Here is a 21,451-nt window from a genome sequence, read left to right as displayed (position 1 = left end):
AGCAAACTTTTTTCTGTTTAAAAACTCACAACATTTAAATGTTGTGAGTTTTTTTTATCAAAAAAACAGCTTATATATTACTAGATTATCTACGCAACCTTTTTACACTTTAAGCATCTATTTTAAAATGTATAAACTCTTAATAAGTAATATGATAAAGCAACTACTACTTTCAATAACCATCGGAGCTTTTTTCTCTTGCTCCAAAGACAATCATAAAGTTATTGATGATATACCAGACTCAAATAACATAGAAGAACAAATAGTAGGCAGGTGGATGCCAGTACAAACACTTCTAAACAATCAGGTGACATACGATAGAAATATCCATACTGGATTAGAAAATGACACACATTACGAACGCAGATTATATAAAGAAGATAAAACAGTTCGCTTATCTAATAGCGACGGTAGTATTAATTTGTTTACTTGGGAGCTAAATCCAGCAGCCGACTCTATCACCATAGCTAAAGGTTTAGCTAATGAACGACGTTATTTAATAGAATATCTTTCAAAAGATAGCTTATCCTTTTCTATAGAACCTTTCTCGGGTCATAAAGTAGTGTATAATTTTAGTAAAGAACATAATGAAGCCATACACCGAAGCGACTTAATAGCCAAAGACTGGAAATACGATTTCGTTTGGGCTCGCTTATTTAGTATGGATGGATATAAGTATGTTAGAAACGGTTCTGTTTCTAACGATTTTTATGAAAATGCAAAAGTAAGTTTTCACAACGATAGTTCATTTATCATAACTTCTGGTAACGGTACTTTACACGAACAAGGAACTTGGCACCTTAACTTAGATGACATGCAACTGGTAATTGAAGGCGATTACATAAGAGAAGTAACCTTATTAGAACTGAACGAACATAAAATGGTTTTTGTGTTTAAAAACCCACAAGATAACAACACTAATTATCAGATGGATTTCTCTCCCCATTAAACAAAAAAATAAACAATTGATTTACAAAATAAAGAATACCCACACAATATTCTTTTGCTTATAGGTTAATAAGATAATATCCTATATTTAACCTACCATAAAAAGCATACTCATGAAAAACCTTATACCATTATTACTAAGTGCTTGCCTAGTAATTTCAGCATGCTCAAATAAAAAAGAAAAGAAAACTTCTGAAGAAAAAACCCTTACTACTACCAATTCTGTTTCAAAAACGCCTACAGATACTAAAAACACTATAACAGATGCTTATTTCAAAGCTCATGGAGTTGAACCTTTTTGGAATTTGACTATTTCTGATAAGATGATTAAGTTTAAAATGCTTAACGATTCTATTCTAACACCGCACACAGAACCCATTTACGCGCAAGACAGTAACGTAAAACTATATACTTTACACACCGAATTGGCAGCTCTTAAAATAGAAATCATTCAAATGGAATGTATTAATAAAATGTCGGGTAAATCATTCCCATATTCGGTAACTTTAAAATACAAAAAAGGAAAAGAAACGGAGTTTACAACCCTAGAAGGATGCGGACAATACATTACCAATTATCGCCTACATGATATTTGGGCTTTAGAAGAATTGAACGGTGTAAAAGTTAATAAAGATGATTTTGGTAAAGAATTGCCGTATATAGAAATAAATGCTGCTGAAAATAGTTTTATGGGAACTTCTGGATGTAACAGAGTTACGGGTAACCTTTTTTCTGAAAGAGAAAGAATCCGATTTATAAATATCGCCTCAACGGAAATGTTATGTGCTAAAGGCAATGACAAAGAACAAGAGTTTACAAAAGCACTGGAAAGCACTATATCTTACACCATTGCTAATAACCGATTAACACTTTTAAACCCAGATAAAACCTTATTGGTATTTAAAAAAGTTGACTAGAACTAAACTTAAAAAAAATGAAAAAAATAGGATTGGTAGGTGGCATTAGCTGGACCTCTACTTTAGATTATTACAAATACATTAATGAAGGAATCAACCAAAGGTTAGGTGGTTTAAACTCTGCTGAATGTTTAATTTACTCACTAAACTTTTCTGATGTTCAAAACAAAGGTTGGACAAACTCTTTTGATCTAATTTATAATGCCTGTTCAAACTTAGCATCTAGTAATGTTGATGCTATAGTTTTAGGCGCTAACACAGCTCATTTATTTGCTGATGAAATTCAATCAAAAATTAATATTCCAATTATCCATATTGCAGAAGCAACAGCCAAAGAGATAAAAAAAGAAAAACTTCATACAGTAGGTTTATTAGGAACAAAGTTCACAATGGAAATGGACTTCTATAAACACAAGCTAAAAGAAAATAATATTGCAACCATTATTCCCTCTGATAAAAAAGACATTGAAGAAATACAACATATTGTAAAAAATGAACTTGGGAAAGGAATTGTAAGTAAAGAATCTAAGCTTAAATTTATGCAATACGCAAACGAATTAGTAGAACAAGGAGCCGAAGGAATTATTTTAGGATGTACTGAAATCCCCATGCTAATTGGACAAAATGATTTTGACTTCCCTGTATTTGATACTACTAAAATTCATGTTGAGAGTATTATAGATTTTGCTTTAACATAATTAGCTAATCGTCATTATTAATGTATTTTTACATTGGTTTAGGTATATGAAAATAGATACATTCATTAAAAACTACCAAGATGACACTAAACGAAATTGAATTAAAAACGATTGATATAAAACCAATCAAGGATTTTTATGCAAATGTCTTGGAGCTTCCAACTACGCAGAGTGACAATAAATCAATTCGTATTAAAATTGGTGCTTCCTATTTAAATTTTATAGAAGATTCTGAAAACCCTCCACCCGCCTATCATTTAGCTTTTAACATCCCCAAAAACAAACTGCAAGAAGCAATTAACTGGTCAATAAATAAAGTTAGATTTGTAAAAAAAGAGAAAGAGGTACTGATTACTAACTTCGAGAACTGGAATGCCAATTCGGTATATTTTTACGATATTGACGGAAACATATTAGAATTTATTGCTCGACACGATTTAGATAATACCGCTACAGAGCAATTCAATAGTAGTCAAATTTTAAACATAAGCGAGTTTGGAATTGTAAAGGATCGCCCTGATATATACGGAAAGTATTTGATTGACACTTACGGACTCCGTTTATTTGAAAAAAATCATAACAGTGAAACATTCACCGCCCTTGGTGATGACAACGGCTTATTAATCATCGTCAAAACCAACCGAAATTGGTACCCAACAGAAACCCCATCTAAAGCTAGTACGGCAACTATTAAACTTAACAATTCGGGTACCGATGTTATTCTAAAAACAACAACATAAATAGCTTTGACTTCACTCTAAAAGCTTATTAAAAGCATTATTAGCAAACCTACTGCTCCTCTCATTTTATACTTAAAAAAAGCACTTTTATTCCTTTATATTAAGATGTAAGAACATCAAGAGTATATATGTAAACTAGTTATTAGTAACTTGGAGAATGTTTTCGCTATTAAATTCACGTATTATAAATTCACTGACTATTTAATTGCTAAAACAAATTCTTTTTCAACTTTAAAACTAACTAAAACTATGTCTAATCAAACCACTATTAAAGGAGATGTATCGTTTAACCAATCTAATAATGTCACTGCAATTGTAAAATTGTGGGAGGCAAATAATAAAGCAGCAATTGGTGAACACATCATTTCACCTGAAGCAAAAGGAAGGTTCACCATAAAAGCAACCCCTAAATCAAAAGATACTGTTCTCTATATTACTGCTGAACTACAAAGCTCTAAAGTAATGCTACTCTCTGTACTGTCACCTAATTTTGAAGAAGACATTACAAAAAAAGGTGCTGTTGTAAATGAATTAACTACAGTAGCCTCTGCCTTTACCTGTGCTCAGTTTTTTAACGGACTTCAGTTAACGGGGAATCTACACGGAATAAGAATTGCCGCTAAAAACACTCCTAACCTCATCAATCCTGTAACAGGCAGTTATGGAGAAGTCTTAACGGATCCTTTCAACATTACACAAAACGAAACACTCGCGCGATTAAATACATTAGCCGCATTAATCACAGCCTACGGAACGGTAGAGATTGAAGGGTACAACTGGAAGGAAAATTTCATGAAGTACACAACACCGTTAGGTGGTAAAAAACCACAAAATACTGCCGAAGCTATAATTGGTGTCGCCCAATCTCCTTGGTTATATCCAACGAATTTATTTCATCTTTTTGATAAAGCCTATCCATCACCAGAAGATGGTTTCCCTGCTAAACCTAACAGCAAAGTTCCTACGAGTCGACGTAATGCTCCTTTTGTACCTTATCTAAGTTTTGCTCCAGAAGATTTCGCTATGATTTTAGCTTTCGGTCAAGGAGGAATTTGCGCTCCTGGAAAACTATCTCTTGACAAAGAAGGAAACTTATGGACGGGGTTAAACTGGATGCCAGGAGCACAAAATGGCGTATATCAAGGTATTGGTGGTGGACTTGTAAAGTTGGACTCTACTGGTAAATTAGTATCTCCACCAGTTACAGGCTATACTGGAATGGGCGTTGATGGTGCTGGTTGGGGTACAGCTGTAACCAAAGACGGTACTTGCTGGGTAACGAGTTTTAATGGTTCTATTGGAGTGTATAAATTAGAAGACGGTTCACCAGTGGTTGAAAAAGTTCCAGAACATATAGCGGAAGCTTTAAATGAAATTGGAGGTTTACAAGGTATTGGAGTAGCTCCGAATGGTGATATTTGGATTGTTGGAACCTCATCTAACATCATGCTTCATTTTCCTGAGGGAGATCTTACTAGAGGTAGAGTTGTTATAAATGAAAAACTTAATGAATCTCTTTCTGCTCCGTTTGCTGCTTCGATAGATGCTAACAATCGTATATGGATTAGTAATACCAATGGCGTATCGCTGGTGCGTTATGCTCCTTCTGAAAAAAACAGACCTGTAGAACGTTTTATTCTTGCAGGTGGCGGACGCGGTGTTGCTTTAGATTCAAAAGGAAATTGTTGGGTAGCCTGTAATACGAGTCCAGACTTCCCTCATACCACTACTACAGACGGCGTTTCTATTATTGAAGGATTTGCGCTTGGGTATCCGCACCTACAACAAACAGTAGGGCGTAAACATAAAACAGGTTCCGTTTTTATGATTCCTGCGGATGCTACACCTATAGACACCATTGATAAAATTACCCATAAATCTAATTTAACACCTTACGGAGATGGTGAGCTAAACGCACCTTGGGGAGTATCTATTGACGGGAATGATGATGTTTGGGTTGCCAATTTTATGGGAAGAGGCGTATCGTTTATGGCAGGCGCTTCACCAACTGGACGTACAGAAGATTTTGCTACAGGAGAGGTGATTCACACCATTCATTCGGGCAGTATACAAATGCTAACCGATGTAGTTGTTGACCAAGCAGGAAACCTTTGGTGCGCCAACAACTGGAACTTACCTCAAACGGTGATGGAAGCAAAACCTGACCCTGCTTATTCTACTTGGGGTGGTGGCTCTGGTGTCGTAGTGGTTTACGGAATAGCCAAACCTGCTCAAACTCCGCTTACAGGTCCAGTTAGTGGGGTTTAAAATCCATAATAACAAATAAGCGTCTGTTTTAAGGACGCTTATTTAACTGACCCTATTGAACTAAACTCTTAGTACTCTTTTTATTTTTTTATATTTGGATAAAAAAGTGCTATTATACCTCCCATATCATTCGGGTAAAAACACTAAAAGTACTTATATAAACAAGTTGCCATTAATTATGGAAAAACCTGAAAATCCAAATAAAAAACTTGAATTAGTAATCAAAGATTCAGACTTACCTTCACTTTCCAAAGATTTTGCCGAAGTAGCAGTTGATGGAATAATAGATGATGGAGTATTACGTGATTTACCACTTGTTGGTGGAATAGTTGGAGCGGTGAAATTTGGAAATTCAATTAACAAATATCTATCGGCAAAAAAAATCTATAAATTTCTATTTGAACTGCATACTATTCCTCTTGAACAGAGGATTAAAAAGATTGATGAGATAAACAATTCTAAAAAATATCAAAGTAGTGTCGGAGAAATGATATTTGAATTACTTGAAAGAATCGAAAGTGATGGAAAACCAGAGATTTTAGGCAAAATGTTTGCAGCTGTAATTGAGGAAAAAATAAATTATAGAGACTATTTAAAATGTGCGCATATAGTAAAGAATTTTTTCTATTACGATTTGGTAACATTGAAAAATGGGCACGAGAAAGGAGATATTTACACAACGTTCGGAGATGGACTCTTTGATAGTGGACTTATTGTTATTGGGACAAAAGGACATAGTGAAACTACACTATCTGATTTAGGAAAAATAATAATCGAAATTGGAATGAAATAACTAATGACAACAATGTATAACCACAATTACGGCGGATTCGACTGCGTCCGAATCCATTTGGATTTGCTAACGTTAGTTTTTAAACAAAATATGTAACTTTAATCCCGTAACAACAGTTATACAAATACGTTGTGCTTAATGCTGAAAAAAATGAATAGAACTTTAATAATCCTTCTGATCTTCTTTACAGTCAATGCTTTTAGTCAAGACTCGATTGAAATACAAATTGATTCTTTAAAAAAAGAAAATCCACCTATTTCGTCAGATAGTTTATTAAAACAAACTTCTCAAAAAGTTGACACAACAATTCTTGATTTCAATAATAAAGAATTAATCATTCCCTTTTCAACTGACAACCTAACCAAAGTTGTTATGGTTAAGGAAAAAACTAAAGTTGACTGGCTAAAATACTTATTACCAATATTTACATTATTCTTAGGTATTTGGGTAAAGGAACTGATTGAAAAACGTTCGAGTAAAAAGAAAATTAAAAAATCTGGAGAACGTTGGATTGCTGAACTCAGAAGCATTGAAGAACCTCTTAAAAAGCAAATTCAAACTTTAGAAGAATATCTAGTTGAACACGAAAAAGAGGTTTTTGAAATTCAAAATTTACAAGTTTATTCCTCATTAAACGGAGAGGTTTTTAAGTCACTAGATAAAAATGAATTAATAAAATATATTCAACTAAATAATAAGAAAACGGATTTTAAGGAAATAGTAAAAATATCAAATAATACTAATGGATATGTTAGTATTCTAGTACATCTTTATGAGACCTTACGAGAAAAATTTAATAGATATTTATCCGGAATTTCGGAACATACAACATCTTTGAGTTTAAGCCTTCAAAATTTCAGTAGCGAATTTAGAGATTACGGAGTGGAACTTGAAAAGGAACTGAATTCTGACCCTATGAATGACCCAAGATATAAACCTATTGCCGAACTTTATTCATCTCAAATAATGCCATATTTAAGAGATGGAAATTTCAATCCTTTCGTTTTAAAAAGGGAATTCTTTCAGCCCTTGGTAGAAGTTTTAGCTCATATGAGACTTGACCCAAGAACAAAAGGTCTTGCTTCTTCAATGACAAAAGGTATAAATGCTGTAAAAGGTATCGAATTGGAAAAACAATATATGTCCAAAAACTTAAAAAGTATTATTAAACAATACAAAGAACAGTTAGTTGAATTAGAAAAATTAATAAACAAAATTGAAGAACACTAAGCACAACAACGTGTATAATTCATTGCTAGTTCTAGCCTACTTACGAAAATCCTAACGGATTTTCTATTCGGTTTGTATTTACTAAATTAGTTACTTCAAACACGTTCACAACCACTTCAAAAACTCCTCTCTAGGAATTTCTCTCGCGCCTAAACTTGCTAAATGGTCGTTATATACTTGGCAATCGATGAGTTTGTAGCCTCCCTTTTGTGCTAAATGGATAAATGCAACTTTGCTCATATTACTTACTTTGCTAAACATACTCTCACCACAAAACACCCCGTTTCCTAAATCTACTCCGTACAAACCTGCAACTAATTTACCGTCCATCCATACCTCAATAGATTTTGCATAGCCTTTATCGTGTAGGTTTATATAAGCATCCTCCATTTCATCGGTAATCCAAGTACCTAATTGATCAAAACGATTTATGTGCCGGCAATTAAAAATAACATCGTCAAAAGCTTTGTTTTCCGTTATCGTAAAACCGCCTTTTCGTAATACCTGTTTCATCGATTTGGAAATCTTCACTTCCTTAGGAAATAACACCATACGCTCCCATGGAGAATACCAAACAATCGGCTCCCCTTCATTAAACCACGGGAAAATTCCATGTTGGTAGGCATACACCAATCGTTCAGCCGATAAATCACCGCCCAAAGCCAGTAAACCATCATCAGTAGCCAACTCATACGGAGGAAACTCTATTTTTTCAGAAAGCCAAATCATTCGTTATATTCTTTTTTACAAAAATACTATATCCGCCAATTCAACATCAACGTTTTATCAATAAAAGAGACTATTCAATAAAACAAAGTATAGTCACCATCAGCGAAGTTCGTTGGCATTTCCTCAACACAACGGAGCCATCAGCGAAGCTCGCTGGCGTTTCCTCAACATAACGGAGCCATCAGCGAAGCTCGCTGACGTTTCCTCAACATAACGGAGCCATCAGCGAAGCTCGCTGACGTTTCCTCAACATAACGGAGCCATCAGCGTGACGCGCTGGCGTTTCCTCAATTCATTCCTAAAACAAGGTAAGTCCTAACAAATAAATTGCGCTACCTACCACCATTGCTATTAAAGTATAGGGTAAAATTTCTTTTGCTTTTAGTTTTGTAATTCCTAATAAGGGTAACGCCCAAAAAGGTTGTAACATGTTGGTTATTTGGTCGCCATATGCTAGTGCCATAATTGCCTTAGGTAACGGAACCCCTAATTTTAACGCACTTTCTACCACAATAGGTCCTTGTACAACCCACTGTCCTCCCCCGCTTGGCACAAAAATATTGACCAAACCTGCACTAAAAAAGGTAAATATGGGTAAGGTCGTTGCCGTTGCTATCGACACAAAGAAGTCAGAAATTAAAGTAACCATTCCCGTACTTTTCATCACGCCCATAATACCAAAATACAACGGAAACTGAATTAAAATTCCAGAGACATCACTAATTGATTCCCCTACAGCGTTGGTAAACTTTTTAAAACTTCCGTGTAGTATAATTCCTAATCCTAACATAAAAAAATTAATTAGGTTAGGCGTAATTTTTAACTGCTGAATGTCTGCCCAATAACGATAACCAAACGCCACTAAAATCAACACACCAAAAGTAATGGCTAACCATTGAGAACTATCCAATCTTTCTGCTTGTGTACTAACCTTTTCATCGGTATGCATTTTATATTCTGGTAAATTAATCGCCGTTGGAGCTGCTTTCTTCCCTAAAAAATAAAAGGTTGCCGATACCGCCGCTACTACCACGAAAAAAATTAGCAAATTCCACCAACTAAAAATCGTTTGAGAATAATCAATCACATCAGGTATTTGAACTAAAACCTCATCCGAAGAAACCGACTGCATAATACTTTTTATATGTCCACTTTCGTTAATTTTTATCGGTGCCGACCCAGAAATTCCACCATGCCACACCATCAACCCCATATAACCCGCCGCTCCAATAATTGGATAATTTAGTTTGATATTGTGTTGTTGTGCATGTTCTGCTACTTTACGTGCCAACAAAGCACCAAAGATGAGTCCTAATCCCCAATTAAAGAAAGCTACCAACATAGTAGTACAACTTACAATGGCTGCACTATTTGCTGTGTTGGTACAGAATTTTGTTACTTTTAAAATTAAATTACTCACAGGCTTACTCAACACTAATACATGCCCTAATACCAAAATCAACATCATTTGATAGGCAAAAACGAGTAATCCGTTAGACCAAATTCCGTTTTCCCAAAATTGTAACACCTCTAAAGAATAGTTTACTACTGAGCTTTCTGCTGGTTTTGTAAAAAACAGTGCTAATAAAAGAGTTAGCAATGTTAATAATATAGCGATGGTAAAAGGTGAGGGTAAATATTTTTTAAAAACATTTTCTATAACCTGCGTAATTTTCATAGTGTAGGGTTTGATTTGCTAAAAATAATCAAATACCAATAGACTTTAGACTTTAGACTTTAGACTTTAGACTTTAGACTTTAGACTTTAGACTTTAGACTTTAGACTTTAGACAAAAATAGAAAATACTAATTTCAACCAACGGATTACTTAAAATTGATATGAGCAGATTGTTTTTTTAACTAGTTTTGCAGTATGGTTAAAGAACTTCAATTACGTGTTAATTTAGTAGAAGAACGCAAAGACAATATATTACAGCTAAAAGCTTCTAAAAAGCTAGGTATTCCTATTGCTGATATTACTAGCGTAAAGGTGTTACGTAAATCGATTGATGCACGTAAAAAAGAAGTTATTTTTAACTATAAGGTAGCGGTATACATCAATGAACCGCAACCTGATACTCCTGATTATATTTTTGAATATCAAGACGTATCGAATGCAAAAGAAATTCATATTGTAGGTTTTGGTCCTGCAGGAATGTATGCAGCGCTTCGTTGTATTGAATTGGGTTATAAACCTATTGTGTTAGAGCGTGGTAAAAATGTACAAGATCGTCGTAGAGATTTACGTGCTATTAATCAATTTCATGAGGTAAATCCAGACTCTAACTATTGTTTTGGTGAAGGTGGTGCTGGAACGTATTCGGACGGAAAGTTGTATACAAGAAGTTTAAAGCGTGGTGATGTTCGTAAAATATTTGAGAACTTAGTATATCATGGTGCTACTGACCAAATTTTGGTGGATGCGCATCCGCATATAGGAACGAACAAACTTCCGAAGATTATTCAAAACATTCGAGAAACGATTTTAAAACACGGTGGTGAAGTTCATTTTGAAACCCGTGTGACCGATTTTATCGTTAAAAACAATAAACTACAAGCCATACAATTACAAAACGGGACTGAAATGGCTGTGAATGCTGTTGTCTTGGCTACAGGGCATTCGGCAAGAGATATATACGAGCTATTGCATAAAAAAGATATTTTACTACAAGCGAAGTCGTTTGCTATGGGAGTTCGTGTAGAACATCCGCAAGAAATTATTGATCAAATTCAATATAGTTGTTCTGGTGAACGTGATGAGTTATTGCCTGCTGCTGCATATAGTTTAGTGCACCAAGTTGGAAATCGTGGAGTGTACTCATTCTGTATGTGCCCCGGTGGATTCATCGTTCCTGCGGCAACTGCCAATGGTGAAGTAGTGGTAAACGGGATGTCGCCTTCGCGTCGTAATAACAAGTTTGCCAACTCGGGTATTGTCGTTGAAATTAATGTTGATAAAGACTTACCGAAGTACGAGAAGTACGGGGCTTTAAAAGGCTTGCAATATCAAAAAGATTTAGAAAAGTTAGCATTTAACGCAGGTGGAAAAAGTCAAGTTGCCCCTGCACAACGCTTAACTGATTTTGTGGAAGGTAGATTGTCTTCTTCTTTAAATGATTGTTCGTATCAACCAGGATTGAATTCTTCTCCATTACATTCGTTACTTCCTAAATTGATTGGTAGCAGATTACGCAAGGGTTTTGCGGCTTTCGGACAAAAAATGCACGGGTATTATACTGCGGAAGCAAACATTATTGGGGTGGAATCTAGAACCTCATCGCCTGTAAATATTCCACGAAAAGAAAGCCTAGAACATCCACAAATTGAAGGGCTTTTTCCTTGTGGTGAAGGTGGTGGTTATGCTGGAGGGATTATCTCTGCCGCTATGGATGGTGAACGTTGTGCTGAGGCAGCCGTAGCAAACCTATAATAATTAACAGATATTTGTGGTGTAATTTCTAATTACCTCGTACTTTTGCTATTCCTAAAAATTAGAGGCTTTTTTAGCGATGAGTAAAAAGAATAAAAAAAAGAATAAAAAGAAAATAGACAAGCCGCATTATAAACGTTTACACAACTACTATAATCGCACTGGTTTTTACATGTTTATTTGGGTAAGCTTAAAGAAAGCTTTTTGGCCAATTGTAGGGGTAGTTGTTGGTTTAGTGTTGTTTAACAAGTATGTTTATAACATTAACGATGGTTTACAAACCATGACCGAAACTTTTTCTAGAACAGGGATTTTAATTACTTTTTTTATTTCTGAAACGATTTTAGGATTAATTCCGCCAGAAATTTTCATCGCATGGTCTAAGAAAACAGAAGATCCTATTCTAAACATTTCTTTACTAGCAACGCTATCTTACTTAGGTGGTTTGTGTGCTTATTTTATAGGTAGAGCTTCTTTAAAAATTGATTCTGTAAAAAATTACTTAGAGGTTAAAATGGCTAAGAACCTAAAAAATACCAGTAAATGGGGAGGTTTTTTAATTTTGGTAGGTGCATTATTACCACTACCTTTTGCTATTAGCTGTTTAACTGCGGGTATGATTAAATATCCTTTTAAAAATGTAGTTTTTGTAGGGCTATTTCGTTTTGCTCGTTTTGCTATTTATGCTTGGGCTATTTTTTCAGTAGTAAATTAACTTAAAACAATTATGGGACTAACTAACAACGATATTTTTAAAAAGCTACGAGTAGCGCACAAATTAAGAGATACTGATATTATTGACATCTGCGCCTTGGTAGATTTTAAAGTTTCTAAATCAGAGCTTAATGCTATTTTCAGAAAGGAAGATCACCCTAAGTATATGGAATGCGGTGATCAGTTTTTACGTAATTTTTTAAACGGATTAATTATTCATTTAAGAGGTCCGATGCCTGAGAAAAAGCCAACAAAAAAATAACCACACCACTAACACTTATATAATTAAAAAACCTTCTGAACTAAATCAGAAGGTTTTTATTTCCCCTTAAATTCTCAATCAATAATTATTTATTGAATGATTATGGTACAAATATATAGCTGGTTGTTAATTCATTAAAGGGGATATCCGTAAGTAAATATGTAGTTTTCCGCAAAACAGAAAAAGAGCGCAAAATTTGCGCTCTTTTTATTTGTATTCTTATTTTCTAACTTAACTTTTCTTAGAAAGGTAAATCATCTGGTTCGTTTGCAGATAAATCTGGAGCTGGCTCAAATTGGTCAGCTGGTGGAATGTTTTGAGGAGCTGCTTGTGCTAAGTTTTCAATTCTCCATCCTTGAACAGAGTTAAAATACTTTGCCTCTCCTTGTGGGTTAATCCACTCTCTACCTCTTAAATTAATAGAAACCTTTACATCTTGCCCAACTTGATAACTGTTTAATAAATCACATTTATCTTGAATAAACTCAATCATTATCATTTGCGGGTACTGCTCATCAGTAGTTACAACCATTTCACGCTTTCTAAATCCGTTAGATCCGAATGTTTGCGTTTCGTTAATTAATTTGATTTTCCCTATTACTTCCATTTCTAAATCTATTTAATTAAAAGCACCTTCCAAGCGCTTTCTACATCATTATTCTTTAAATACTCTTGTGCAAAAGTATGTTTTTTTTCAGTTGAAACCCCAACAAATTGTGAATGTTCTTTTGCAAAGTTATTAACAGCTTCTTCTGTAGGTAGCTGTTCTACATTACCTAACATTCCTAAATTGTTTCCTGTTAACACAGTACTGTTTCTTATTTCTGCAGGTATTTGGTCTACTCCTATTCCTAAGGTAGTTAGTGGTTTTGGTATTTCAAAAAACCCATCACGAGCACGAGAATAATAACTCCCTCCTGCTCTAGCAACTAAATCAATTTTATGTTGGTCTATACTACCATCTTCTGCTAATACATCTTTGTTTACATGCAGTTTTACTACCTCACATATAATTAAGTTTCCTGCTCCTCCTTCTTCACCTGTATAAATGATGTCTTTTACTTTACATTCAAATTGTACAGGAGATTCTGCAACTCTAAACGGCTTTATTTCATCCGAAGGCAACATCGTAAAACCAGCTTTTATAAACTCATTTACTCCTTTAGGGTACATCGTACTACTCAACGACATTTGCTGAACAATATCGTAATTTACAATATTAATAACCACTTCTCTGATTGCTTCAGCATTGTCTAACGTATGTTTAGTTTTATTCCCCCTTACACTACGTGCTGGAGAAAAAATCATAATTGGAGGGTTTGCTCCAAATACATTAAAAAAACTAAACGGTGATAAATTTGGGTTTCCATCTGCATCAACAGTACTTGCGAAAGCAATAGGTCTTGGAGCTACAGCTCCTAATAAATACCCATGCAATTTAGAGGTTGGTATATCTTTAGGATTAATTGATAACATTCTATATAATTTTAATGTAAATATACTACAGTTTTACTTAATTCTATTTTTACTATTTTTACCTTATGAAAAACAGATATGATCAACTTAATATTGAATATGTAGAAACAAAAAGTGCTTCTCCTTTTATTAAATATACATGTATTCTTTTTATTCTGATTTTTGCTTTTATTCCTTTAGCAGAATTAATTGATGTGTTAGATTATAATTACGCAGCACCAAATAAAGTAAACACCTGTATCATTGGATGGCCATATGAGCCTTTACAGTTTAAACCACTTCCGAGACCAAATTAACTATATAGTTTTGTTTTAATTGAACTAAAATTTCAATTATCAAGTTATTCTAGAGAATAGTTTATATTTGATTGATGGCTTTTTTTACAAATACTTATTGGATTAAGCGAATAGCGATTAGTATTTCCTTACTTATCGTTTTATTTATTTTATGGAATACCTATGTGTTTTTTCAAAAATTTAAAAAGGATGAACGTGCTAAGATGGAGATTTATGCCACAGCAATTAAAGAAGTAGCATCTAACCCTGACTCTGATGGTAATTTTAATTTAGTAAACAAAGTTTATGAAACTATAGAGAATATTCCTTCTATTTTGGTTGGTAAAGATGGAGAGATAAAACAGTTTCATAACTTAGATTCTATAAAGTCTACAGATTCAAAATATCTTCAACAGCAATTGATCATCATGAAAAACCAAAATGAGCCAATTGCGATAGAATATTTAGGTATTAAAGAACACATTTACTACAGAAATTCTGACCTTTTATACAAGCTCAAATACTATCCACTTGCTTTAGTGCTAATTTTAGGACTGTTTCTTACCATTATTTACATGGTTTATAAGTCTAATAAGGTTGCTGAGCAAAATAAGTTATGGACAGGAATGGCTAAAGAAACAGCACATCAAATAGGAACGCCACTTTCTTCATTATTAGGCTGGATAGCTATTTTACGTGCTGAAAATGTAAGTACCGATTATGTTGATGAAATTGAAAAAGATGTGAAACGTTTAAACACCATTGCTAATCGTTTTTCTAAAATCGGATCACTTCCTGAATTGAAACCTTACAACATTGTGTCTATTACTAAAACTGCTTTTGATTACTTAGAAAATAGAAGCTCCAAACAGATTTCTTTTTCTTTTACTACTGAGGCTGAAGAAATTCGCTCTAACCTAAACACCGAGTTATATGGTTGGGTAATAGAAAATTTAATTAAAAACGCTATTGATGCTATGCAAGGTAAAGGGAAGTTATCTGTTAGTATTAGTACGAGTTCTAAGAATGTAAAAATTCTAATTTCTGATACTGGTAAAGGGATTCCTAAAACACAGTTTTCACAAATATTCAACCCAGGATTTACTACAAAAAAACGTGGTTGGGGTCTTGGCTTATCACTTTCTAAACGAATTATTAAAGATTACCACAACGGAAGAATACACGTGCTAAAATCAGAACTAGGAAAAGGAACTACTTTTGAAGTCTTATTGAATAAGTTTTAATCGACTCTCTTTAGTTTACTCATTAAAAATCCGTAAAACAACCCTCCAATTCCCCAAATAAGCGCCCCTACAAGTACTCTTTTTAAAGTTATTCCTTCTCCATCATACAGAGGAAAAAATATTACCATAACCAAAAACATTATAAACCCCCAACTTAAACCTTCTTTAACCCACTTTTTTATAGCTCTTTTTTATTATCATTACTCAAAATTCTTAGCAATACCTTCAGCAACAGCTACAAACTCTTCATTCGTTAATTTTTCTTTCTTTACAAATCGGATATCCTCCATGGTTTGCAACGGAATTAAATGTACATGTACATGAGGTACTTCTAAACCAATTACACTCATTCCTACACGTTCACATGGAATTGTTTTTTCAATTGCTTTGGCTACCCTGTAAGAGAAAGACATTAATCCCTCGTACTCTTCTTTCGATAAATCGAATAGTTTATTTTCTTCACGTTTAGGAATTACCAACGTATGTCCTTTTGCATTTGGATTGATATCTAAAAAAGCGAAATAGTTGTCGTCTTCTGCTATTTTATACGATGGAATTTCTCCGTTTATAATCTTTGTAAAAATACTTGCCATGTTGTTTTATTTAATTTTACAGTAAAAGTAAAAAAGAAATCGGGTTCTAGCGAAGCTAAAACCCGAATAAATCTTTACTCTTTTGTATTTGTTTTTCTTTTATCGAGAAATCTCCATAACTTCAAACTTCATAATTCCGTTGGGCACTTGTATTTCAGCTACGTCTCCTACTTTTTTTCCTAACAAACCTTTACCAATTGGTGAGTTTACAGATAACTTTCCGTTTCTTACATCACTTTCGCTATCTGCAACTAGTGTATACGTAAACTCCATTCCATTAACTGAATTTTTAATCTTAACTATTGAGTGAATTAAGATTTTTGTGGTATCTAACTGACTTTCATCAATAACACGAGCATTTGCTACTACGTTTTTAAGCTTTGCAATTTTTGTTTCTAACAACGATTGCTCTTCTTTTGCAGCATGATATTCTGCATTCTCACTCAAATCTCCTTTATCACGGGCATCTGCTATTTCTTGAGAAACACGCGGTCTTTCAACCTGCTCTAATTGGGCTAACTCTTCTTTAAGTTTTTTTAATCCTTCTTCCGTATAATATGATACATTACTCATCTCTTCTGTCTTTTTTAAAATCAACAAACTTTTATACGTTTTCCTTAACGTTTTACAAAAAGCATATAACTTTTCTTCCTAAAAACCTGTGGGTTAAATTTAAAAATCCCATGCCGTTAGGAATGAGATAGTCTTACAAATGTACAAAATATTTGTAACTTCGTTGCGTTACAATACTAACTCTATACTAAAAAATGAAAAAAATATTTTATTTAATTCTTGTTCTAATTTGTTTTAGTTGTAGTGATAACACCCCTATTAACAATTGTTTTTCTGGAATAAAAATGAATGCTATTATTGATTTGTCTCTCCCAGAATTTAGCGGATTGTTAGTTCCTGGAGGAGAATCTCAAAATACAATACAAGGAAGAAATGTTTTTATTTTTAGAACAGGAACTTCTGGCTATAGAGCTTTTGACAGACAATGTCCTGAGCAAAACTGTAGCTCTTTAATGACTTTTAATGGTGTAGAAATTACCTGCCCTTGTGATGATAAAAAATACAACTATCTATCAGGAGGTACTCCTTTAGATGGTGAAGGCTGTAATGCTTTAATGTATTTTGTTACTCCTATTGGTAACAATCAGTTAAGAATATCTCGTTAATACTATTTGTACTAACAATTAGATTCTTATTTTTGCAGCAACAACAACACAATTAACACATTTATCGTGAAAAATTACTTTTCTTCAGACTTTAAATTGGGTGTTCTAGGAGGCGGCCAATTAGGAAGAATGTTACTTACCGAAACTCAAAAATTCGATATTTATACTGTTATTCTAGACGGAAATTCTGATGCTCCTTGTGCTCAAATATGTAATGAATTTCATCAAGGAGATTTATTGGATTATAACACTGTTTACAACTTTGGGAAGCAAGTAGATTTATTAACTATAGAAATTGAAAATGTAAATATTGACGCCTTAGACGCTTTAGAAGCTGAAGGCTTAACTATTTTTCCGAAGCCTAAAAACTTAAGAACTATCCAAAACAAAGCACATCAAAAGGTGTTTTATCACGACAACCAAATTCCTACGGCTGATTTTTCTAGGTTTACTTCTTTACAAGAATTAAAACATACTATTAGTAATGAAGCTGTTACATTTCCTTTTGTATGGAAGTCTGCTCGATTTGGATACGATGGTAATGGTGTAAAAATAGTTCGTTCTATCAGCGATTTAGAAAATTTACCTACTGGTGAATGTATTTCTGAAAAACTAATTCCTTTTAAAAATGAATTGGCAGTTATCGTTGCAAGAAATGCAAGCGGGGAAACCAAAACCTACCCTGTAGTTGAAATGGAGTTTCATCCAGAAGCGAATCAAGTAGAGTATGTAATTTGTCCTGCTAGAATAGAAGATACTGTTGCAAAAAAGGCTCGCGAAGTTGCTTTAAAAGTTGCGGATGCTTTTGATTTTGTTGGATTATTAGCTGTAGAAATGTTTCAAACTGAAGATGATACAATCATAGTAAATGAAGCAGCTCCAAGAACTCATAATTCCGGGCATTATTCTATAGAAGCAAGTTATACCAACCAATTCGAACAACACTTACGCAGTATTTTAAACCTTCCGTTAGGGAGTACCGAAAGTAAGGTTGCTGGAATTATGGTTAACTTAGTAGGTGCTGAAGGATATACTGGTGATGTAGTATATGAAAACATCGAAGAAATTTTAAAAATTGACGGCGTTACTCCTCACATTTACGGAAAAAGAACAACCAAACCTTTCCGTAAAATGGGACACGTAACTATTGTAAATAAAGATATAAACGAAGCGAGAAAAATCGCTCAACAAGTAAAAGAAACCATTAAGGTAATAGCAAAGTAACCTCTCGACTACGCTCGAGATGACAAAAACATAAAATTATGGTAGGAATTATCATGGGAAGCGATTCAGATCTTCCAATTATGCAAGAAGCAATTGATATTTTAGAGAGTTTTGATATTCAAGTAGAAGTAGATATCGTATCTGCACACAGAACTCCTGAAAAATTATTCGATTACGCTAACAATGCACACAAGCGTGGTATACAAGTTATTGTTGCTGGTGCTGGAGGTGCTGCTCATTTACCTGGAATGGTAGCCAGTATGAGTCCGCTACCAGTAATTGGAGTTCCTGTTAAAAGTAGAAACTCTATTGATGGTTGGGATTCTGTTTTATCTATTCTTCAAATGCCAGGAGGTGTTCCTGTTGCTACAGTAGCTTTAGACGGAGCCAAAAATGCAGGTATTTTAGCTGCGCAAATTATAGGTGCTTCTGACAAATGTGTGTTAGATAAAATAATCGCTTATAAAGAAGGTTTAAAACTGAAGGTTGAAAAAGCTTCTGAAAACGTAAAAAAATAAGTACTTTAGTACAATATTAACTTGAGAGCCTCATAAATTTTATTTGTGAGGTTTCTTCAATTTTTAAAACGAATTTTTTATGACTAAGAATCCACTTTTACAAGATTTTAATACCCCTCCTTTTTCTCAAATCAAAGAAGAAGATTATAAACCTGCAATAAAAGAAGCCATACAAATAGCTAAGGACGAAATTGATGCTATTGTTAAGAATTCTGACGTTCCAACTTTTGAAAACACTACAGTTGCTTTAGATAACACAGGTAATAAATTAGACAGAGCTACCTCTATCTTTTTTAACTTAAACTCTGCTGAAACCAATGAAGAAATTCAAAAAATAGCAAAAGATATTTCGCCTTGGTTAAGTGAGTTTAGTAACGATATGATTTTAAATGAGGGATTGTTTAAACGTGTAAAAACTGTGTACGATCAATTGTCTGATTTAGACTTGACTCAAGAGCAAAAAACACTACTTGATAAGCAGTATAAAAGTTTTGCACGTAACGGAGCAAATTTGAAGGAAGCTGATAAAACTGAGCTTCGTAAAATTGATGCTGAGTTAGCAAAATTATCGTTACAATTTGGAGAGCATGTATTGGCTGAAACAAATGCTTTTGAATTATTAATTACCAATGAAGATGATTTAGCAGGCTTACCTGAAAGTGCTAAAGAAGCTGCTAAAGAACTTGCAAACTCAAAAGGTAAAGAGGGCTGGATGATTACCTTAGATTATCCAAGCTATATTCCTTTTATGACGTATGCTGATAATAGAGAACTGAGAAAAGAGTTAGCAATAGCTTTTGGTAAAAAAGGTTTTCAACAAAACGAATTTAATAACGAACAGGTTGTAAAAGACATTGTAACCCTGCGTCATAAACGAGCAAACCTATTAGGCTATAAAACCCATGCTCATTTTGTGCTAGAAGAGCGTATGGCTGAAACTCCTGAAAAGGTTATGGAGTTTTTAAATGAACTTTTAGAAAAAACGAAACCTGCTGCTCAACGTGAATTTGATAATTTAGAAGCCTACGCTAAAAAACTGGACGGAATAGACCAGTTGCAAAAATGGGACAGTGCTTATTATTCTGAAAAACTAAAAAAAGAATTATTTAACTTAGATCAAGAATTACTAAAGCCTTATTTTAAGTTAGAAAATGTAATCAACGGTGTATTTACAGTTGCTAACAAATTATATAACTTACAATTTGAAGAAATTGACTCTATTGACAAGTACCATGAAGATGTTAAGACGTATACTGTAACAGATACTGAAGGTAATTTTGTTTCTTATTTTTATGCTGATTTCCATCCAAGACCAGGAAAACGTAACGGTGCGTGGATGACTTCTTATAAATCACAGTACATGAGTAACAATACTAACGAAAGACCTCAAGTATCTATCGTTTGTAACTTTACTAAACCAACGCAAACTAAACCTTCTTTATTAACTTTTAACGAGGTTACTACCTTATTCCACGAGTTTGGTCATGCTTTACACGGAATGCTAGCAAACACCACTTATAAAAGTTTATCAGGAACTTCTGTTTCTTGGGATTTTGTAGAATTACCGAGTCAAGTTTTAGAAAACTGGTGTTATGAGAAAGAAGCATTAGAGTTGTTTGCAAAACATTACGAAACTGGAGAAGTTATTCCTATGGAGTATGTTGATAAAATTAAAGAATCTGCGAGTTTTCATGAAGGAATGCAAACCTTGCGTCAATTAAGTTTTGGATTATTAGATATGTCTTGGCATTCTGGAGATTCTCCTGAAACCATTGCTGATGTAAAAGAGTTTGAAGCAAATGCTTTTGCAGAAACTAAATTATATCCTGATGTAGCAGAAAACTGTATGAGCACTTCTTTTTCTCATATTTTTCAAGGCGGATACTCTGCTGGATATTATTCTTACAAATGGGCTGAAGTATTAGATGCCGATGCTTTTGAATATTTTAAAGAAGAAGGTGTTTTTAATAAAGAGGTTGCCAATAAATTTAAAAACAACGTATTATCTAAAGGTGGAACAGAAGAACCTATGGAATTATACAAACGTTTTAGAGGAAGAGAGCCGAAACCAGATGCTTTATTAAGACGTGCTGGATTGATTGACAAGAATTAACACCTCATAATTTTAATGTTTTAAATAGTTCCTTTTCATGTGAAGAGGAACTATTTTTTTTAGAAAAAAATTAACAGATTTTAACATATATAAAGTTTGCT

General features: G+C 33.8%; 23 protein-coding genes. 16 read left to right on the top strand and 7 right to left on the bottom strand.

What is annotated here, in order from left to right; all coding sequences use genetic code 11:
- Positions 1-151: 151 nt before the first annotated feature.
- The 7 genes from C7448_RS04845 to C7448_RS04815 all read left to right on the top strand — a co-directional run bounded on the left by C7448_RS04845 (position 152) and on the right by C7448_RS04815 (position 7,594).
- Positions 152-949 carry a hypothetical protein gene (locus C7448_RS04845; RefSeq protein ID WP_147300499.1) on the top strand — a complete coding sequence of 266 codons (798 nt, stop codon included), beginning with the start codon at positions 152-154 and terminating at the stop codon, positions 947-949.
- Positions 950-1,061: 112 nt separating this feature from the next.
- The gene (locus tag C7448_RS04840; RefSeq protein WP_115900241.1) at positions 1,062-1,865 is read left to right on the top strand and encodes an META domain-containing protein; all 804 of its coding nucleotides are present in this window, start codon (positions 1,062-1,064) and stop codon (positions 1,863-1,865) included.
- Positions 1,866-1,882: 17 nt separating this feature from the next.
- On the top strand, positions 1,883-2,563 hold the full coding sequence (locus C7448_RS04835) for an aspartate/glutamate racemase family protein (protein ID WP_115900240.1): 681 nt from the start codon (positions 1,883-1,885) through the stop codon (positions 2,561-2,563).
- An 80-nt stretch (positions 2,564-2,643) separates the two neighbouring features.
- Positions 2,644-3,303 carry a VOC family protein gene (locus C7448_RS04830; protein ID WP_115900239.1) on the top strand — a complete coding sequence of 220 codons (660 nt, stop codon included), beginning with the start codon at positions 2,644-2,646 and terminating at the stop codon, positions 3,301-3,303.
- Between the two features lie 249 nt (positions 3,304-3,552).
- The gene (locus tag C7448_RS04825; RefSeq protein ID WP_147300498.1) at positions 3,553-5,571 is read left to right on the top strand and encodes an NHL repeat-containing protein; all 2,019 of its coding nucleotides are present in this window, start codon (positions 3,553-3,555) and stop codon (positions 5,569-5,571) included.
- Positions 5,572-5,749: 178 nt separating this feature from the next.
- The gene (locus C7448_RS04820; protein ID WP_115900237.1) at positions 5,750-6,364 is read left to right on the top strand and encodes a hypothetical protein; all 615 of its coding nucleotides are present in this window, start codon (positions 5,750-5,752) and stop codon (positions 6,362-6,364) included.
- 150 nt (positions 6,365-6,514) lie between these two features.
- The gene (locus C7448_RS04815; protein WP_115900236.1) at positions 6,515-7,594 is read left to right on the top strand and encodes a hypothetical protein; all 1,080 of its coding nucleotides are present in this window, start codon (positions 6,515-6,517) and stop codon (positions 7,592-7,594) included.
- A 105-nt stretch (positions 7,595-7,699) separates the two neighbouring features.
- On the opposite strand, the gene aat is transcribed toward C7448_RS04815, so the two are convergent.
- Complete coding sequence (gene aat / locus C7448_RS04810) at positions 7,700-8,323, bottom strand: leucyl/phenylalanyl-tRNA--protein transferase (RefSeq protein WP_115900235.1); 624 nt, start codon at positions 8,321-8,323, stop codon at positions 7,700-7,702.
- Positions 8,324-8,621: 298 nt separating this feature from the next.
- Positions 8,622-10,001 carry a short-chain fatty acid transporter gene (locus C7448_RS04805; protein ID WP_115900234.1) on the bottom strand — a complete coding sequence of 460 codons (1,380 nt, stop codon included), beginning with the start codon at positions 9,999-10,001 and terminating at the stop codon, positions 8,622-8,624.
- A 195-nt stretch (positions 10,002-10,196) separates the two neighbouring features.
- Here C7448_RS04805 and C7448_RS04800 point away from each other — a divergent pair, with 195 nt between their 5' ends.
- From C7448_RS04800 to C7448_RS04790, 3 genes are all read left to right on the top strand, one after another.
- The gene (locus C7448_RS04800; protein ID WP_115900233.1) at positions 10,197-11,753 is read left to right on the top strand and encodes an NAD(P)/FAD-dependent oxidoreductase; all 1,557 of its coding nucleotides are present in this window, start codon (positions 10,197-10,199) and stop codon (positions 11,751-11,753) included.
- A 79-nt stretch (positions 11,754-11,832) separates the two neighbouring features.
- Complete coding sequence (locus tag C7448_RS04795; RefSeq protein WP_115900232.1) at positions 11,833-12,468, top strand: YqaA family protein; 636 nt, start codon at positions 11,833-11,835, stop codon at positions 12,466-12,468.
- A 12-nt stretch (positions 12,469-12,480) separates the two neighbouring features.
- Positions 12,481-12,729 carry a DUF1456 family protein gene (locus tag C7448_RS04790; RefSeq protein WP_115900231.1) on the top strand — a complete coding sequence of 83 codons (249 nt, stop codon included), beginning with the start codon at positions 12,481-12,483 and terminating at the stop codon, positions 12,727-12,729.
- 241 nt (positions 12,730-12,970) lie between these two features.
- Here the strand turns inward: C7448_RS04790 and C7448_RS04785 are convergent, their stop codons facing one another.
- Together C7448_RS04785 and C7448_RS04780 are read right to left on the bottom strand one after the other, a co-directional pair.
- A complete protein-coding gene (locus C7448_RS04785) occupies positions 12,971-13,336 on the bottom strand; it encodes a DUF3127 domain-containing protein (protein WP_115900230.1) in 366 nt (121 codons plus the stop codon).
- Positions 13,337-13,344: 8 nt separating this feature from the next.
- The gene (locus C7448_RS04780; protein WP_115900229.1) at positions 13,345-14,205 is read right to left on the bottom strand and encodes a flavin reductase family protein; all 861 of its coding nucleotides are present in this window, start codon (positions 14,203-14,205) and stop codon (positions 13,345-13,347) included.
- A 65-nt stretch (positions 14,206-14,270) separates the two neighbouring features.
- On the opposite strand from C7448_RS04780, the gene C7448_RS04775 reads away from it, so the two are divergent.
- Both C7448_RS04775 and C7448_RS04770 read left to right on the top strand, forming a co-directional pair.
- The gene (locus C7448_RS04775; RefSeq protein WP_115900228.1) at positions 14,271-14,501 is read left to right on the top strand and encodes a hypothetical protein; all 231 of its coding nucleotides are present in this window, start codon (positions 14,271-14,273) and stop codon (positions 14,499-14,501) included.
- A gap of 74 nt (positions 14,502-14,575) precedes the next feature.
- The gene (locus C7448_RS04770) at positions 14,576-15,724 is read left to right on the top strand and encodes a sensor histidine kinase (protein WP_115900227.1); all 1,149 of its coding nucleotides are present in this window, start codon (positions 14,576-14,578) and stop codon (positions 15,722-15,724) included.
- Here C7448_RS04770 and C7448_RS16095 read toward each other — a convergent pair.
- From C7448_RS16095 to greA, 3 genes are all read right to left on the bottom strand, one after another.
- Positions 15,721-15,852: a hypothetical protein gene (locus tag C7448_RS16095; RefSeq protein ID WP_262510981.1), complete on the bottom strand. Its 132-nt coding sequence runs from the start codon at positions 15,850-15,852 to the stop codon at positions 15,721-15,723. The two genes, C7448_RS04770 and C7448_RS16095, sit on opposite strands and share 4 nt — an antisense overlap.
- A gap of 72 nt (positions 15,853-15,924) precedes the next feature.
- The gene (locus C7448_RS04765) at positions 15,925-16,317 is read right to left on the bottom strand and encodes an HIT family protein (protein ID WP_115900226.1); all 393 of its coding nucleotides are present in this window, start codon (positions 16,315-16,317) and stop codon (positions 15,925-15,927) included.
- A gap of 99 nt (positions 16,318-16,416) precedes the next feature.
- The gene (gene greA, locus C7448_RS04760) at positions 16,417-16,890 is read right to left on the bottom strand and encodes a transcription elongation factor GreA (RefSeq protein ID WP_115900617.1); all 474 of its coding nucleotides are present in this window, start codon (positions 16,888-16,890) and stop codon (positions 16,417-16,419) included.
- A gap of 194 nt (positions 16,891-17,084) precedes the next feature.
- On the opposite strand from greA, the gene C7448_RS04755 reads away from it, so the two are divergent.
- From C7448_RS04755 to C7448_RS04740, 4 genes are all read left to right on the top strand, one after another.
- Positions 17,085-17,495: a Rieske (2Fe-2S) protein gene (locus C7448_RS04755; RefSeq protein WP_115900225.1), complete on the top strand. Its 411-nt coding sequence runs from the start codon at positions 17,085-17,087 to the stop codon at positions 17,493-17,495.
- A 66-nt stretch (positions 17,496-17,561) separates the two neighbouring features.
- Complete coding sequence (locus C7448_RS04750) at positions 17,562-18,719, top strand: 5-(carboxyamino)imidazole ribonucleotide synthase (protein WP_115900224.1); 1,158 nt, start codon at positions 17,562-17,564, stop codon at positions 18,717-18,719.
- A 38-nt stretch (positions 18,720-18,757) separates the two neighbouring features.
- Positions 18,758-19,237, top strand: coding sequence for a 5-(carboxyamino)imidazole ribonucleotide mutase (gene purE / locus C7448_RS04745; protein ID WP_115900223.1), 480 nt, complete (start codon positions 18,758-18,760; stop codon positions 19,235-19,237).
- Between the two features lie 79 nt (positions 19,238-19,316).
- Positions 19,317-21,350: a M3 family metallopeptidase gene (locus C7448_RS04740; protein WP_115900222.1), complete on the top strand. Its 2,034-nt coding sequence runs from the start codon at positions 19,317-19,319 to the stop codon at positions 21,348-21,350.
- Positions 21,351-21,451 lie beyond the last annotated feature (101 nt).

Origin of the sequence: Tenacibaculum gallaicum, from assembly GCF_003387615.1 — a bacterium.
GTDB lineage: Bacteria > Bacteroidota > Bacteroidia > Flavobacteriales > Flavobacteriaceae > Polaribacter > Polaribacter gallaicus.
The sequence above is the reverse complement of the archived record's forward strand: the minus strand, read 5'-3'. Positions and strand labels throughout refer to the sequence as shown.

Excerpts from the sequence above, each read along its gene's own strand:
- C7448_RS04845 (WP_147300499.1), top strand. The coding sequence starts at position 152 with ATGATAAAGCAACTACTACTTTCAATAACCATCGGAGCTTTTTTCTCT.
- C7448_RS04840 (WP_115900241.1), top strand. The coding sequence starts at position 1,062 with ATGAAAAACCTTATACCATTATTACTAAGTGCTTGCCTAGTAATTTCA.
- C7448_RS04835 (WP_115900240.1), top strand. The coding sequence starts at position 1,883 with ATGAAAAAAATAGGATTGGTAGGTGGCATTAGCTGGACCTCTACTTTA.
- C7448_RS04830 (WP_115900239.1), top strand. The coding sequence starts at position 2,644 with ATGACACTAAACGAAATTGAATTAAAAACGATTGATATAAAACCAATC.
- C7448_RS04825 (WP_147300498.1), top strand. The coding sequence starts at position 3,553 with ATGTCTAATCAAACCACTATTAAAGGAGATGTATCGTTTAACCAATCT.
- C7448_RS04820 (WP_115900237.1), top strand. The coding sequence starts at position 5,750 with ATGGAAAAACCTGAAAATCCAAATAAAAAACTTGAATTAGTAATCAAA.
- C7448_RS04815 (WP_115900236.1), top strand. The coding sequence starts at position 6,515 with ATGAATAGAACTTTAATAATCCTTCTGATCTTCTTTACAGTCAATGCT.
- aat (WP_115900235.1), bottom strand. The coding sequence starts at position 8,323 with ATGATTTGGCTTTCTGAAAAAATAGAGTTTCCTCCGTATGAGTTGGCT.
- C7448_RS04805 (WP_115900234.1), bottom strand. The coding sequence starts at position 10,001 with ATGAAAATTACGCAGGTTATAGAAAATGTTTTTAAAAAATATTTACCC.
- C7448_RS04800 (WP_115900233.1), top strand. The coding sequence starts at position 10,197 with ATGGTTAAAGAACTTCAATTACGTGTTAATTTAGTAGAAGAACGCAAA.
- C7448_RS04795 (WP_115900232.1), top strand. The coding sequence starts at position 11,833 with ATGAGTAAAAAGAATAAAAAAAAGAATAAAAAGAAAATAGACAAGCCG.
- C7448_RS04790 (WP_115900231.1), top strand. The coding sequence starts at position 12,481 with ATGGGACTAACTAACAACGATATTTTTAAAAAGCTACGAGTAGCGCAC.
- C7448_RS04785 (WP_115900230.1), bottom strand. The coding sequence starts at position 13,336 with ATGGAAGTAATAGGGAAAATCAAATTAATTAACGAAACGCAAACATTC.
- C7448_RS04780 (WP_115900229.1), bottom strand. The coding sequence starts at position 14,205 with ATGTTATCAATTAATCCTAAAGATATACCAACCTCTAAATTGCATGGG.
- C7448_RS04775 (WP_115900228.1), top strand. The coding sequence starts at position 14,271 with ATGAAAAACAGATATGATCAACTTAATATTGAATATGTAGAAACAAAA.
- C7448_RS04770 (WP_115900227.1), top strand. The coding sequence starts at position 14,576 with ATGGCTTTTTTTACAAATACTTATTGGATTAAGCGAATAGCGATTAGT.
- C7448_RS16095 (WP_262510981.1), bottom strand. The coding sequence starts at position 15,852 with ATGGTAATATTTTTTCCTCTGTATGATGGAGAAGGAATAACTTTAAAA.
- C7448_RS04765 (WP_115900226.1), bottom strand. The coding sequence starts at position 16,317 with ATGGCAAGTATTTTTACAAAGATTATAAACGGAGAAATTCCATCGTAT.
- greA (WP_115900617.1), bottom strand. The coding sequence starts at position 16,890 with ATGAGTAATGTATCATATTATACGGAAGAAGGATTAAAAAAACTTAAA.
- C7448_RS04755 (WP_115900225.1), top strand. The coding sequence starts at position 17,085 with ATGAAAAAAATATTTTATTTAATTCTTGTTCTAATTTGTTTTAGTTGT.
- purE (WP_115900223.1), top strand. The coding sequence starts at position 18,758 with ATGGTAGGAATTATCATGGGAAGCGATTCAGATCTTCCAATTATGCAA.
- C7448_RS04740 (WP_115900222.1), top strand. The coding sequence starts at position 19,317 with ATGACTAAGAATCCACTTTTACAAGATTTTAATACCCCTCCTTTTTCT.